The 13,786-nt window shown below is 70.8% G+C and carries 11 protein-coding genes; 6 read left to right on the top strand and 5 right to left on the bottom strand.

Translation table 11 applies throughout. The annotated features are described in order from the left end of the window. The first annotated feature begins 1 nt into the window (after position 1). Together grpE and ACZ418_RS32350 are read left to right on the top strand one after the other, a co-directional pair. Positions 2-568, top strand: a complete 567-nt coding sequence (gene grpE, locus ACZ418_RS32355) for a nucleotide exchange factor GrpE (RefSeq protein ID WP_468370147.1) — start codon at positions 2-4, stop codon at positions 566-568. A 185-nt stretch (positions 569-753) separates the two neighbouring features. Continuing rightward, the gene (locus tag ACZ418_RS32350) at positions 754-1,248 is read left to right on the top strand and encodes a hypothetical protein (protein ID WP_468370145.1); all 495 of its coding nucleotides are present in this window, start codon (positions 754-756) and stop codon (positions 1,246-1,248) included. Between the two features lie 60 nt (positions 1,249-1,308). Here ACZ418_RS32350 and ACZ418_RS32345 read toward each other — a convergent pair whose 3' ends face one another. Then, positions 1,309-1,848: a hypothetical protein gene (locus ACZ418_RS32345; protein WP_468370142.1), complete on the bottom strand. Its 540-nt coding sequence runs from the start codon at positions 1,846-1,848 to the stop codon at positions 1,309-1,311. 191 nt (positions 1,849-2,039) lie between these two features. On the opposite strand from ACZ418_RS32345, the gene ACZ418_RS32340 reads away from it, so the two are divergent. After that, positions 2,040-3,317, top strand: coding sequence for an ATP-binding protein (locus tag ACZ418_RS32340; RefSeq protein WP_468370139.1), 1,278 nt, complete (start codon positions 2,040-2,042; stop codon positions 3,315-3,317). Positions 3,318-3,369: 52 nt separating this feature from the next. On the opposite strand, the gene ACZ418_RS32335 is transcribed toward ACZ418_RS32340, so the two are convergent. Then, positions 3,370-4,593, bottom strand: a complete 1,224-nt coding sequence (locus tag ACZ418_RS32335) for a saccharopine dehydrogenase family protein (protein ID WP_468370136.1) — start codon at positions 4,591-4,593, stop codon at positions 3,370-3,372. Positions 4,594-4,747: 154 nt separating this feature from the next. Here ACZ418_RS32335 and ACZ418_RS32330 point away from each other — a divergent pair, with 154 nt between their 5' ends. After that, the gene (locus tag ACZ418_RS32330; protein ID WP_468370133.1) at positions 4,748-5,455 is read left to right on the top strand and encodes a TetR/AcrR family transcriptional regulator; all 708 of its coding nucleotides are present in this window, start codon (positions 4,748-4,750) and stop codon (positions 5,453-5,455) included. A 922-nt stretch (positions 5,456-6,377) separates the two neighbouring features. On the opposite strand, the gene ACZ418_RS32325 is transcribed toward ACZ418_RS32330, so the two are convergent. After that, complete coding sequence (locus ACZ418_RS32325; protein WP_468370131.1) at positions 6,378-8,447, bottom strand: SpoIIE family protein phosphatase; 2,070 nt, start codon at positions 8,445-8,447, stop codon at positions 6,378-6,380. A 470-nt stretch (positions 8,448-8,917) separates the two neighbouring features. Here ACZ418_RS32325 and ACZ418_RS32320 point away from each other — a divergent pair, with 470 nt between their 5' ends. Continuing rightward, a complete protein-coding gene (locus tag ACZ418_RS32320; RefSeq protein WP_468370129.1) occupies positions 8,918-9,268 on the top strand; it encodes a hypothetical protein in 351 nt (116 codons plus the stop codon). Between the two features lie 224 nt (positions 9,269-9,492). On the opposite strand, the gene ACZ418_RS32315 is transcribed toward ACZ418_RS32320, so the two are convergent. Then, entirely contained in the window at positions 9,493-10,584 is a 1,092-nt protein-coding gene (locus tag ACZ418_RS32315) for a hypothetical protein (protein ID WP_468370127.1), read from the bottom strand. 244 nt (positions 10,585-10,828) lie between these two features. Beyond that, complete coding sequence (locus ACZ418_RS32310) at positions 10,829-11,512, bottom strand: response regulator (RefSeq protein ID WP_468370124.1); 684 nt, start codon at positions 11,510-11,512, stop codon at positions 10,829-10,831. Positions 11,513-11,848: 336 nt separating this feature from the next. On the opposite strand from ACZ418_RS32310, the gene ACZ418_RS32305 reads away from it, so the two are divergent. Next, positions 11,849-13,777: a maleylacetate reductase and hydroxyquinol 1,2-dioxygenase domain-containing protein gene (locus ACZ418_RS32305; protein ID WP_468370122.1), complete on the top strand. Its 1,929-nt coding sequence runs from the start codon at positions 11,849-11,851 to the stop codon at positions 13,775-13,777. The last annotated feature ends 9 nt before the right edge of the window (positions 13,778-13,786 follow it).

The raw sequence follows: 13,786 nt of genomic DNA, 5'->3' as shown, positions 1-13,786 counted from the left end.
GATGGACAAGGGTCGGCTGCAGAACCCGGACCTCGCCCAGCTGCAGCGTCTGCTGGAGGAACGCACGGCCGACCTGCAGCGGGTGAAGGCCGAGTACGACAACTACCGCAAGCGGGTGCGGCGGGACCGTATGGCCGTGCGCGAGATCGCCGTGGCCAATGTCCTGCGTGCCCTGCTGCCGGTACTGGACTCGGTCGACCGCACATGCGCGCACGAGCCCATGACGGTGGGCCTGAAGGACATCGCCGACACCCTCGGCACCCAGTTGGGGTCCCTGGGACTCGAGGTGTTCGGGGAGCAGGGCGACCCCTTCGACCCGGCGTGCCACGACGCCGTCACCCACCACATCTCCCCCGACAGCGACCAGCTGATCTGCACGAAGATCCTGCGCCCCGGCTACCGGCTCGGTCCCCGACTGCTCCGTCCCGCCCACGTGGAGGTCACCGGGCCACCGCCACCCGCGATGAACCCGCTCGTGCACGTTCGAGGCGAGCCGCAGCACGGCGCAACGAGAGCCGCCGCCCGTCCGAGCCTCACGCCGGCGGGGAAGGATCACCGGCACCTGTGACGCCTTGCTGTGACCACCGTGTCTGCGTACCGGTCGCGAAGTGGCTGCGCTGGTCGGTTCCCCCCGGCTGCGACGGGACCGTTCGGGTGCCTGTGACACCCGTGCGTCTCACACAATGTGCGGGCCACGGCCGTGCGCTGTTCACTGAGCGGAGCGGATCGTTCCGAGGGCACGGGAGTCGCGGTATGAATGGGCACGGGACACGGGGCACGGCGGGCGCAGTGCTGGCCGTGATCGCGGTCGCGGTGACCGGGTGCTCCGGCAGCTCCGGAAACCCCTCCGGCAGCGCCAGCAAGGCGGCCTCGGCGGCCTCCTCCGTCGCCTCCTCGCTCGCCTCCCGGGGAGCCGATGCGCTGGCCTCGGCCTCGGCGGAGGCCAAGCGCAGGCTCGACGAGGTCAAGGGCGGGGTCAACGCCAAGAACGAGGTGACACTCGGCGCCGTCGCGATCGGCGGCGACGGCCGGGCCACGGCCAAGGTGACCGCCAAGAACACCGCGGGTTCGGCCAAGTCCTTCGCGGTCCAGGTCAATTTCACCGACAAGAGCGGCAATCTGCTGGACGTGGTCGTGGTGACGCTCAAGGACGTGGCCGCCGGTGCCTCGGGCGAGGGCACCGCCCGCAGCAATCGCAAACTCAACGGCGAAGTGCACGCGGTCGTCGGCACGGCGCTGCGCTACTGACCACCGGCCGCCGTATCCAACGGCCTGTTGCCTGCGGCCGACCTGGCCCGGAAGACACCCCTAGACGCGGTTCCGGGTGAAGACGAGTCCGGCCACTGCCGCTCCGGACAGGGCAGAGCACAGTATGCCTGCCGCCACATAGCCGAAGACGGTCAACGTGACGAACGCCAGGCCTGCGAGGGTGCTCAGGGCGGCACAGGCACGGGGCAGGCCGCCGGCCGTCCAGGCGTTTTGGAGGAAGGCGTTGGTGCGCCAGGCATGAATCGCGGCGAACACCATGACCACGATCGCGACGGCGGCGGAGACCAACGGGAAACCATGCACTCGGTGGAACAGCGTGAGGCGCTCCGAACCCTTCGGCGCCAGCAGATGGACGATCCCCTTGATCAGCATCACGGGTCCCACCACAGCGAACACACCACCGGCCAGGCGACCGCGCCACACCTTCCGGCCTGTGCCCCGCCGCAGCTCGATCCACTCGAGGATGCCACGGGGGTTGATCAGCGCCACCCAGCCCATCGCGGTGGCGCCCAGCCCCCATGTCAGGTCGAACAGAGCCGAGTCCGGCTCCGACATCTGCTGCGATGCGAGTGTGTACATCCCTGGTCCCGTCCCTCCCGAAGCGCCGGCAACGGAAGACGCCGGCAGCGCAGTGTGACCCCACGCGGGGCCGTGCACCACGGTTGACGTGGGAATTTTATGTGATCTTGACGGACCCGCAGGGCGGGCTGGGGGCGTACTCGTGATCGATCGGCGACAATGGGACTCCGACACCGGGCGAGGTGGTGGCGATGCCCGCTTGGCATCTGCGCGACTATCACGACGACGATCTCGACCAGGCCATACAGATCTGGGACCAGAGCCGCCGGGCCGACGAGGACCGGGTGTTTCCCGTCTCGGAGGTGATGGCCGCCGCCAAGTCCGGTCAGACGGCGGTCGTCGCCGTGGTCGGCGACGAACTGGTGGGCATGGCCGTGGCGCAGGCCCACGGCAAACGGGGCTGGATCCTTCTGGTGGCACTCGCCTCCCGATGGCGTGAGCGCGGGATCGGCAGTGCGCTGCTCGCCGAACTGGAACGGCGCCTGCGCGCACTGGACGTGCGCCACATCAGCGCGCTGCTGCCCGCCGGTGCCGCCGGAACAAAGGCTCTGGAGAAGTCGGGCTACCGGTTCCGCGACGACCTGACCTACTACGAGAAACTCGAACCGCCGGGAACCGCCAACGCCGACGTCCTCGCCGCGCTGGGCGGCCGTGTGCTTCCCGAGGGGCTCTGGGACACCATGGCCGGCATGGAGCGCGAGAAAGAGGTGATCGAGCGCCGTGTCGTACTGCCGCTGACCGAGCCCGCGCTGGCGGACCGTTACGGTGTCACCCCGCCCAAGGCGATCATCCTGTTCGGCCCGCCCGGCACCGGCAAGACCAGTTTCGCCAAGGCGGTGGCCTCGCGGCTCGGCTGGCCGTTCGTGGAACTCTTCCCGTCCCGGCTCGCGGCCGACACGAGTGAGGGCCTGGCCGCGGCGCTGCGAGAAACCTTCGCGGACCTGGCGGAACTGGACTCGGTACTGCTCTTCATCGACGAAGTCGAGGAGATCGCGGGGGTGCGTTCCGGAAAGGCGGTCGACCCCGGCCACGGAGTGACCAACGAGCTGCTCAAACTCATCCCTGTCTTCCGCGAGCACGACTCGCGGCTGCTGGCCTGTGCCACCAATTCGGTGCGTTCTCTCGACGCGGCCTTTCTGCGGCCGGGCCGGTTCGACTACGTCATTCCCGTCGGCCCTCCGGACCCGACCGCCCGCGCGGCGATCTGGGACCGCTACCTCAGGGCATCCGCAGCCGCGGTCGACCTCGACCAACTGGTCGAGGCCAGCGCGCTGTTCACCCCGGCCGACATCGAATTCGCCGCCCGCAAGGGTGCGCAGGCGGCGTTCGAACGAGAAGTCACACAGCGCCGGGGCCGGCCGCCCACCACCGAGGACTACATGACCGCCATCGCCGACACTCGGCCGACACTCACCGCACAGGCCATCGAGGAGTTCACCGAGGACATCGACAAGTACAGCCGGCTCTGAGCCATGACGCCGCCCGGTGCGCGGCTGTCCTCGTGCGAGGACGGCACTGACATCAGCTGTCGTCGCGCAGGCCCCAGGGAGAGCCGTACTCGGTGAGCAGGTCCAGGAAGGGGCGCGGGGGCAGGGCTTCCGGACCGAGAACGCCCTTGCCGGACCAGGCGCCGGTGGACAGCAGTTCCAGGGCGACGACCGGGTTGAGCGCCGTCTGCCAGACGACGGCCTGCGAGCCGTACTCGCGCATCGACCACTCGTTGTCGACCACGTGGTACAGGTACACCTCCCGAGGCGCCCCGTCCTTGACGCCCTTGACCCACGTGCCGGCGCAGGTCTTGCCGGTCATCCGCTCCCCCAGGCCCGCCGGGTCGGGCAGGCACGCGGCGACCACGTCTCGCGGCGAGACCCGTACGGGTCCGTCGTCCCCGGGCACGCTCACCGGCGCCGTCGAGTCCAGGCCCAGTTCGTGGAGGGTCTTCAGCTTGGCGATGAAGTCGTCGCCCAGCCCGTACTTGAACGTGACACGACGCGCATCCACCCAGCGCGGAATCAGCAGCACCTCTTCGTGCTCGACGTTGACACACTCCACCGGGCCGATGCCCTCGGGGAAGTCGAAGACCTCGGGCTCGCTGAAGGGAACGGTGGTGAACCAGCCGCGGCCCTTTTCGTACACGACCGGCGGGTTGAGGCACTCCTCGATGGTCGTCCAGATGCTGAAGGAGGGCGCGAAGTCGTAGCCCTCGACCCCCAGGTTGGCGCCGTCCCGGACCCCGATCTCCTCGATGTCGTCGAAGAGTTCGTCCGCCGCGTACCGGGCGAAGACGTCGGACAGGCCCGGCTCGACGCCCATTCCGACCAGTGCCAGCCGTCCTGCCTCTTCCCAGCGCCGGGCCAGTGCGAACTGTTCGTCCCCGAGTTTGACACCGCACTCCTGGTAGGGGCGCGAGTCGTGCGGCACGGACAGCGACATCGCCATGTCCAGGTAGTGCGCGCCTGCCTCGAGGGCGGCCTGGAACAGCGGCATCACGAAGCGGGGGTCGGTGGCGTTGAGCAGCACGTCGCACCGCTCCTCGACGAGCATCCGGGCTACCGCACCCTGATCCGAGGCGTCCAGCCGCCGCGCGCTGAACCGGGCGCCCCGCTCCCCCAGCGCCGCGACCGCCGCCTCGGCGCGCACGAGGTCGTAGTCGGCGACGACCATGTGGGCGAGGAACTCACGGCGGGCGGCGATCCGGGTGACGGCCGTCCCCACGCCGCCCGCGCCTACCAGAAGTACGCGCATGTCACACACCTTTCTCCCACGGGAGGCGAGCGCCTCCGGACAGGCTCGATGCAACGCGACGCCGGGTTATAAGGTCAACCCCGTTGGCATAAGGTGCGAGCAGGCGGAGGGTGGGCGCAGGCGGCTCGCGGGCGGCAACGGAGGTACGACCGAGATGGCGAAGCAAGTGGTGCCCGAGGCGGCGCGTCAGCGGCGGCGGCCCACGCGGGGAGGCACCGTGCTGTCGGAGGAGATCATCGTGCAGACCGCCCTGCGGGTGCTGCGGGAGCACGGCAGCACCGGGCTGACGGCACGCCGTCTCGGCGCGGCACTGGGCGCCGATCCGAGCACCCTCTACCGCTACTTCGCCGGGATGGACGATCTGGCCCGGGCCATCGGGGACGAGCTGATGGGCAGGGCTCTGGACAGCTGGACGGCCACCGGGGACTGGCGCACGGACCTGCGCGCGCTGGGCCGGGCCATCCACGCCTCCTACCTCGCCCACCCGCAGGCCGCCGTCCTCACCGCCAGCCGGGTCACCGGAAGGCCTCGCGAGATCGCCGTGGACGAGACCATCCTCGGCATCCTGCGCGGCGCCGGGCTGCCCGACCCCGTGGCGGTCCGCGTGTACCACGCGTTCATCGACCAGAGTCTCGCCTTCGCCGCGCTCGACGCCGGATCGCTCGCCCTGGCGGACGAGGCTCGTGCGGGCGACGAGGAGATGTGGCACTCCACCTATGCGCGCCTGCCCGCCGAGTCGCATCCGAACATCGCCGCCACGGCACACCTCCTCGCCCGCTACATGCCGCACAGCGCCTATCCGGCCGCCCTGGAAATACTGCTGGAACACACCGCCGCGCAACTGCCCCGACCGGGGGCGTGACACTCACGGCTCCGCCACTGCATCCGTGGCGCGTGCGTTTCCCGGCCAGGCGGGTCCGAGCGGGCCCGGCCTCGCACAGGTCCGAGTCCGCAACCACCTGCCGGCAGGTCGACAGGCCGCCGGGTTTCGATGTCGGCGAGAACGGTGCCGCAGTGGCGCCCCAGCTCACCGGTGTCGGACGGCCGTGGAATGACCGCGCGGATCGCGCGCTGCCGCAGGTGACCACGGATGGCATGGGAGGAGTGGGCGCGGTCCGCCAGGAGCACCGCGGGGCGGGTACGCGGCAGGCCGGGGCCGGTTCTGAGCACACGGATGCGGGCCATGACTGCCTCGGAGGCGGGCGCGTCACCGGCCCGGGGCGGCGATCGCGGTGGGCAGCTGTTGCCACTGGCGCAGCCGGGCGAGCGGGATGCCCACCGTCCGCAGGTGCGCAGGGCATGGACGACGCGGCAGTCAGGGGTGGACACCGGACCGGTGAGCGCGGCGAGTTCGCACCGGGCTGCGGCGAAGTCCACTCCGGTATCCACTTCCTCGACGCCGCTGAGGCTCAAGGCTGCCTGAAGATATGACAGGAAGGCGCAATCCTGTGCTGAAACCCGGGCCATGGGGTTCGATCTCGAAGCGGGCGACCGCGACCTTGACGGCCTACCGGTGCACAGCGACTACGACGGCCCCGGCCAGGACCGCGTGTGCTTTTGCAAGTGCATCACGCCAGGGACGTGAGGCACCTGCCGGGCCGCGCAGGACGCCCTCGCAGGCTGGTCGGCCTGCGCAACGGCAGACCGCACTGCTGCGGATCGCCGACGCCTCGGAGCGGCAGGCCGACGCGCTGACGGGCGCCGAAGTCGCCGACACGGCAAGCGGCGCTCGGCCTCGATGCGGCTGTGCACTTCGTCGGAGAGACGTCGAAGCCAATATCCGCTCAGGACCGGGCTCGGGCCATGAGCAGCGCGACGTCGTCCTCGCCACCGGGCGGGCGCAGAATCTCCAGGACGCGGTCGCAGGTGGCCTCCAGATCGTGGCCGTGCGACGCGGTGAGGGCGTCGAGGAGGGCGTCCAGGCGAGCGTCGATGGGTTCACTCCGGGTTTCCACCAGGCCATCGGTGTAGAGGACCAGCTCGTCGCCGGGGCGGAAGGGGATGGTGGCGGCCTCGAAGGGGACCCCGCCGACGCCCAGCGGTGCGCCGGTGGGAAGGTCGAGCAGCTGTGCTGCGTGGCCGAGACGCATCAGGGCCGGGGGCAGATGGCCGGCGAGGCAGATCTCGCACTGGCCCTGGTGAGGGTCGTAGACGCAGTAGATGCAGGTGGTGATGGTCTGCTCGACACCTTCGGTCAGATGGTCGAGGTGACGAAGGGCCTCGGCGGGGGCGAGGGCGAGTTCGGCGAAGGCACGGGCGGCACTGCGAAGCTGCCCCATGGTGGCGGCGGCTTTGATGCCGCTGCCCATGACGTCACCGACGACCAGGGCGGTTCTGTCACCCTGGAGAGGTATGGCGTCGTACCAGTCGCCGCCGATCTCGCTCGTGGCGCCGGCGGGCTGGTAGCGGCAGGCAACCTCCAGGCCGGGCAGGCGCGATGGGGACTCGGGGAGCAGACTGCGTTGAAGGGTGAGGGCCGCTTGGCGCTGGGCCTGGTATCCGCGGGCGTTGTCGATGCAGACCGCCGCTCGGGCGGCCAACTCCCAGGCGAGGACCGCGTCGTCGTCGTCGAAGGGTGCCGGGTTGCGGGTGCGTTTGAGGTCGAGGGCGCCGAGGACTTCGCCCCGGGCCAGGAGCGGTACGGTCAGGTAGGAGTGAACGCCGGCCGCCGCGAGGAGGGAGGCGGCCTCGCCGTGTCGGGCGATGCGCTCCAGATCCTGACGGGTGGTGTGGGACACCAGTACCGGTTGCCGGGTGCGCACGCACTGGGTGATCAGGCGGTCGCTGTCGTAGGGGGCGAGTCCCCCTGGCGGGTCGGCCGCGCGGTCCGCCTCGGCGGAGTGGGCCGCGCTGACGGCGAGGGCGCGGAAGAGGGCCGGGCCCTCGCCTGGCGCGGTCCGGCCGTCAAGGGCGCTGTCGAGCACGTCCACCACTGCCACATCGGCCAGGACCGGTACGACGACGTCGGCGAGCTCGCACGCCGTCGTTTCCAGATCGAGGGTGGTGCCCACGGACGCTGAAGCCGTGGCGATCAGGGCCAGCCGTTGCCGGGCCCGCGCCGCCTCGGCAGCGGCTCGATGACGCTCGGTGACGTCGATGACGGAGTAGGCCAGGCCCAGCACCCGCCCAGCGGAATCCTCCAGCCGGTAGTACGAGACGGACCAGGCGTGCTCGTGGTCCGGGTCGGCGGGCGGACGACAGACGATGTTCCGGTCCACGACCGACTCGCCCGTCTCCAGGACACGGCGCAGACGTGCCTCGGGGTCCGTGTCCAGGAAGGTCAGAACCTCGCCGACCGGCCGGCCGAGGCGCTCGGCGGCGGACTGACCGGTGATGCGTTCCAGAGCAGGGTTCACAGCCACGTACCGCAGGTCCGGGTCCAGCACGGCCAGCCCGACCGGGGACTGGGACACCAGGCGCATGGCCAGGGCGGCATCCCGCTCGACCCGCTCCACGGCCGCCTGGTCCGCGGCAAGGCCCAGGACATAGGTGTCACCGAGGTCGTCCAGCAGTCGCATGTTGCGGAACTCCACCAGGCGGGTGCTGCCGTCCTTGTGCCGGATCGGGAAGGCCCCGGCCCAGTCGGTGCCGGATTCCAAGACCTCGGCGAACAGCTTGATCACCTCGTCCCGGTACTCCTCGTGGACCGTCAGCGGAGCGGCGTACTGCCCCAGCGCTTCCGCCGCGGTGTAGCCGAACAGCTCCTCGGCCTTCGGACTCCACAAGGCCACCTGGCCCTGCGCGTTCAGAACCACCGCGGCGACGCCGAGCAGATCGAGCAGGCCACTGGGCGGCGCAGCGGGGCCCGCTGCTGACCGGGCGTCGCCTGCTCGGGAGGAGTCCGTCGTGCCCATGCCTCATTTCCCTCCCGCTCGGCGCCTCGGCTCATGCCGTACCGGCGGGCGTTCTGCCTCCATCCATGGTCGCCCCAGACCGAGGCAGTACACATCTGGACGGACTCCTGACAAAGCCCCGCGACCTTCGAGTACCTCGCCGGAAGCCTCCATATCGTCCTGGATACGATCAGCGCCGAGATCGATGAATCGACGCCTGCCTCTGCTCACCTGCCCGGCACACGAGCGCGGCACCTGGCAGATCAGTGGACGACACTTCCCTGGCCCGCACCGTCGACCAGGTCGGTGCGGGCGGATGCCACGAGCCGGGCGGACCACGGCACGCGAGGTCGTGGACAGGCCGGTCGGGCGGTACGGCGTGGTGTCGAAGGCGCGCCGCAGTTCCGCGTCGGCGCCGGCGGTCAGGTCGGCTGTCGCCCGGCGCTGCGCGGCCTCGGCCACCGGTCCCGTCCCCCAGCCCGGAGGCGTCCGTGCGCAGGTGTGCGCCGCCGGCACGACAGACCCGGGCGGCCGGCGCGCTGAGCGGATCGGCGACGGGCCGCGGCCACGGCAGGCAGTCCGGCGGCAGCGCCGCCGCTGCCACCGGCCCGGCGCCCGCGAGGCGGTCGAACAGCTGGGACAGCGGCACCGGTGTCGCGACCGGCAGGACGAACGTCGGCAGGAGCGCGGTCGTGCTGGCCGCCGGGAGGGAGCTGACGACGCCGAAGAACAGGACGCCGAAGCCGACCAGGAGCGTCCTGACGAGGGCGAGCCAGGTCACGCGCGCCACCAATGTCCCCACGCAGATCAGCACCGCCCAGGCATCCGCGAGCCCTGTCTAAGTGGAGCAGCTGACCGCACAGCCCGAGCAGGGACGGCATGACGATCGCGGTCCGCCCGGCGCGCCGCGTCGCGGCCAGGTCGGATCGCGGTCACGCAACCACGAAGCACCTTTCCCTCACGTCGAGGGTCCGGCGCTCGCCAGGCCTGGCATGGCTCGTGGACCGACTGCCTCGGCCACGACGAAGCACGACGGTGACGGGTCCGGTCGCCGGTCGCCGGTCGGTCAGGACAGGGGCGCCCGCCTGCGCCGGCGGGCCAGCAGCACTGCGGCGGCGCCCAGAGCGAAGGCTCCGATGCTGATGCCCGCCCACTCGGCGGTCGACAGTTTGTGCCCACCGTCGTCGCGAGCGGGGCCCTGGGTGACGGTGAGGTAGCCGGTCTTCGTCACCCGCCCGTGGTGGCTGACGACCGTGACGGGATACGTGCCCGGCTTCAGGCCGGGCTTGATCCGTGCCGGGCCCCAGTAAACCGGGTCGTCCCCCTCATGCCCCTTGGGTACATCGAATGTCAGCCTGGCCGGGGCCTGGAACGCCGGCGATGTCGCGCTCATCCGCTCGTCCTCCCCGAGGTCCGGGTGCGCGTCCTGCCACCTGACATACGCCGTCCTGCCCGCCGCGATCGTGAAGCCCTTGGCCCGGGCGTCGAACAGATCGCCCTCCTTCCCGAAGAACGCGGGGCCATCGGCCTTGCCCGTGTAGTCGTCGTCGCCGGGGCGGGCCGAGCGGACCTCCAGCCGGGCCTCGGCCTTCCGCTTCCCGCCCGCATCGGTCACCCATACCGGGTAGCTCCCGTCATGGAGGGTGTACCGCAGCGGCACGTCGAAGGCGTTGAAAGTGCGGGTGTTGTTCCAGGACTTCTTGTCGTGTGCGAGGCGGACCGGCGAGGTGAACGCCGTGGAATGAGCCGTGAAGGAATACCCACGCTCACCGGGGTACAGGTCGTCGAAGAAGAGATTCACCTTCATGCCCGGCCGCCTCGGGTTGCCACCGTCCACGTCGATGGACGGGCCCTTCATCGGCTTCACATCGATGGTGTCCCGGGCCACGACCTTGCCGCGGGCCTTGACGACGAGCGGATATGATCCGGGTTTGGCCGACGCCGGGATGGGCGCCTTGAAACCGAACCCGCCGGTGTTCCCGGCAGGGCCGTCCATCAAGATCGGGGCCGCGAAGACCGGTGACTCGGCCACCAGGTGCACGCCCGGCTTCCATGCGTAGTTGAGCAGATCGATACCGATGGCCTCTCCGGGGTGTGGGCCCGCGTACGCCTGGCTGATCCGCGGAGGGTCTTCGCCGGCCGCCGCCGGCTGCACCAAGCCCCCACACATCAGCACTCCGCCGCATACGCCGACGGCCACCACCCGTTGCCAGCTCGCCCTCATGGTCCCCCTCTCGGTCACAGAGGAAGAGGGCAAGAACGTCGCGACGGTTGTCCGGCATGTCCACCGACCGGCAACACTGCTCGGGCTCCATCGGCTCGGGCTCAGCTCACGCCGATGGCCCCGGTGCCGTCACCGCACCCAGCCCGAATCGGCTTGAGTGCCGTACCGGCACCTGCATTCACTGGCTCTCCTGCTTCCGCCGGTCCTCGAACTGAGTGGCGATGACCGCGGCCTGGATGCGGCGCTCCACACCGAGCTTGGCCAGCAGGCGGGAGATGTGGTTCTTCACCGTCTTCTCGGCCAAGTAGAGACGTTGGCCGATCTGCCGGTTGGTGAGTCCTTCGCCGATCAGAGCCAGGATCTCCCGCTCCCGGTCGGTCAGGCCCGGCAGACCGTCCGGCTCCTCCTCCTGCTGCTGACTGCCGCGCAGTCGGGCCATCAGCTTGGTGGTGGCGCTCGCGTCGAGCAGAGACTGGCCGGCGGCCACCGTGCGGACGGCCGATACCAGGTCGGAGCCCTGGATCTGCTTGAGGACGTACCCGGAGGCACCCGCCATGATCGAGTCCAGCAAGGCCTCCTCGTCGTCGAAGGAGGTCAGCATCAGGCAGGCCAGCTCGGGCATGCGGGAGCGCAACTCCCGGCACACCGTCACGCCGTCACCGTCGGGCAGACGCACGTCGAGCACCGCCACCTGCGGACGCAGCGCGGGAACCCGTACCAGTGCCTGTTCCACCGTGCCTGCCTCGCCGATCACACTGATGTCCGGCTCGTCGTCCAGCAGGTCGCGCACACCGCGCCGTACCACCTCATGGTCGTCCAGCAGGAAGACCCGGATCGGGCTGTCCTGCTCGCCGTCCGCCATCGATCGCTCCTCGTTCCGCGTTCTGTGCCGATGTCCGCTCGTGGACGGGATCGGGCCCCCGCCGGGATCCTTCCCCCGTCCGGGCCGAACGGCCAGGGCCATTCGGCCCTCTTTCGGTACCGGTCCGACCCACCCAGGGGGCTGAGAGCCTCCCGCCGATCGTCCCGCCGAAAACCTGCCCCGGCCACGGGGCGGTCCCGGCAGTCGGTCGTGGCACGCACGCGTGTTTCGTGCAGGGGAGCGCGCGGATCGTGCAGGAGTTAACGCGGATGTCATTCGCATACTCGGTGGCTCAAGGAACCGACGGGACCGGATGACACGCGGAGGCAGAGTTCCATGCGGACGTTCGTCTACACATCCCACCCGGCGCGGGTGGTCTTCGGTGCCGGCACGGTCGGCCGCCTCGGCGAGGAGGTCGAGCGGCTCGGCTGCTCGCGGGTGCTGCTGTTGGCCGGCGGGGCCCTCGCGTCGGCCTCCGAGAGGATCCGCCAGGCGCTCGGCGGCCTGCTGGCGGCGGAGTTCGACGGCGCGGCCATGCACACCCCGGTGGAGGTGACCGAGCAGGCGCTCGACGTGCTCAGGGAGGCCTCCGTGGACGGCATCGTCGCTGTCGGAGGCGGTTCCACGACGGGCCTGTCCAAGGCGCTGGCTCTGCGCACCGGACTGCCGCAGGTGATCCTGCCGACCACGTACGCCGGCTCCGAGGTCACCCCCGTCCTCGGTGAGACGCGGGACGGTCGCAAGGTCACGCGGTCGTCTCCGGACATCCTGCCCGAGACCGTCGTCTACGACGTCGACTTCACCCTCACCCTGCCGCTGTCCCTGACGGTCACGAGTGGCGTGAACGCGCTCGCCCACGCCGTCGAGGCCCTGTACTCCGCCGACGCGAACCCGGTCACCGACCAGCAGGCCCTCGACGCGGTCTCCCGCATCGCCCGGGCGCTGCCCCGCCTCGCCGCAGACCCGGCCGACGTGGAAGCGCGCGCCGATCTGCTGCACGCGGCCTGGCTCGCCGGGACCTGCCTCGCCACCGTGGGTATGGGCCTGCATCACAAGCTGTGCCACACCCTCGGCGGCAGCTTCGATCTGCCGCACGCCGAGACGCACACCGTCGTCCTGCCGCACGCCATGGCCTACAACGCGCCCGCGGTGCCCGATGTGATGGGCCGCATCGCCGGCGCCCTGGGCGTGCCCGACGCCCCCAGCGGTGTGTACGACCTGGTCGCCTCCCTGGGTGGCCCCACCTCGCTGCGCGACCTCGGCATGCCGGAGTCAGGTCTCCCCCGCGCGGCCGGGCTGGCCACCTCCACGCCGTACCCGAACCCGCGTGAGTTGACCACCGAGGGCATCGCGGAGCTGCTGGCCGGCGCCTGGCACGGACGCCGCCCCGAGGCGCCCCCCGCCGCGGGGGCCAAGCTGGCCCGCCTCACCGAGCAGGTCGTGGCCAGCTTCGCGCAGGCCCCCGACCCGCGCGTCCGCACCCTGCTGAGCGATCTGGTCCGGCATCTGCACACCTTCGTCGCCGCCAACGACGTCACCGATGCCGAATGGCAGTACGCCATCGACTTCCTCACCCGCACCGGCGAGAGCTGCAGCCCGACGCGTCAGGAGTTCGTGCTGCTGTCGGACACGCTCGGCGTCTCCAGTGCCGTGGATCTGCTCACCAACTCCCGTACGCCGCACACCACTCCGTCCGCGGTGCTCGGGCCCTTCTACGCCGAGGGTCCGCCCGAGACCCCGTACGGCGGTGACATCTCCGGAGGCCTGCCCGGCACCCCGCTCCGGGTGGACGCGCGGATCACGGACACCGCCGGGGAGCCGGTCACGGACGCGGTCGTGGATGTGTGGCAGTCCAACGAGGACGGCTTCTACGACGTCCAACTCCCGGAACTGGAAGGGCCGGTGCTGCGCGGCCGGCTGCGCACCGACGGCCAGGGGCGGATCGCGTTCTGGTCCATCCTGCCCTCGGAGTACCCGATCCCCCAGGACGGGCCGGTCGGCCAGCTGCTCAAGGCGACCGGACGCCATCCCTTCCGCGCGCCCCACCTGCACTTCATGGTCGACGCGCCCGGCCACCGCCGGCTCGTCACGCAGCTGTTCGTGTCGGGCGGCGCCTACCTGGACAGCGACACCGTCTTCGGCGTCAAGGACGAGCTCGTCGTCGACTTCGCACCCCAGACCGGTCCCACCCCCGACGGCCGCCCGGTCGACGGCGAGTGGCGCCGGCTCTCCTACACCTTCCGTCTCGCCCCCCTGGCCGGATGACCGAGGAGC

Source organism: Streptomyces sp. NPDC030820, assembly GCF_055572075.1.
The sequence above is the reverse complement of the archived record's forward strand: the minus strand, read 5'-3'. Positions and strand labels throughout refer to the sequence as shown.

What these genes read in the sequence shown, in the direction of transcription:
- ACZ418_RS32350 (WP_468370145.1), top strand. Translation starts at nt 754, where the DNA reads ATGAATGGGCACGGGACACGGGGCACGGCGGGCGCAGTGCTGGCCGTG.
- ACZ418_RS32340 (WP_468370139.1), top strand. Translation starts at nt 2,040, where the DNA reads ATGCCCGCTTGGCATCTGCGCGACTATCACGACGACGATCTCGACCAG.
- ACZ418_RS32305 (WP_468370122.1), top strand. Translation starts at nt 11,849, where the DNA reads ATGCGGACGTTCGTCTACACATCCCACCCGGCGCGGGTGGTCTTCGGT.
- ACZ418_RS32330 (WP_468370133.1), top strand. Translation starts at nt 4,748, where the DNA reads ATGGCGAAGCAAGTGGTGCCCGAGGCGGCGCGTCAGCGGCGGCGGCCC.
- ACZ418_RS32335 (WP_468370136.1), bottom strand. Translation starts at nt 4,593, where the DNA reads ATGCGCGTACTTCTGGTAGGCGCGGGCGGCGTGGGGACGGCCGTCACC.
- ACZ418_RS32310 (WP_468370124.1), bottom strand. Translation starts at nt 11,512, where the DNA reads ATGGCGGACGGCGAGCAGGACAGCCCGATCCGGGTCTTCCTGCTGGAC.
- grpE (WP_468370147.1), top strand. Translation starts at nt 2, where the DNA reads ATGGACAAGGGTCGGCTGCAGAACCCGGACCTCGCCCAGCTGCAGCGT.
- ACZ418_RS32325 (WP_468370131.1), bottom strand. Translation starts at nt 8,447, where the DNA reads ATGGGCACGACGGACTCCTCCCGAGCAGGCGACGCCCGGTCAGCAGCG.
- ACZ418_RS32345 (WP_468370142.1), bottom strand. Translation starts at nt 1,848, where the DNA reads ATGTACACACTCGCATCGCAGCAGATGTCGGAGCCGGACTCGGCTCTG.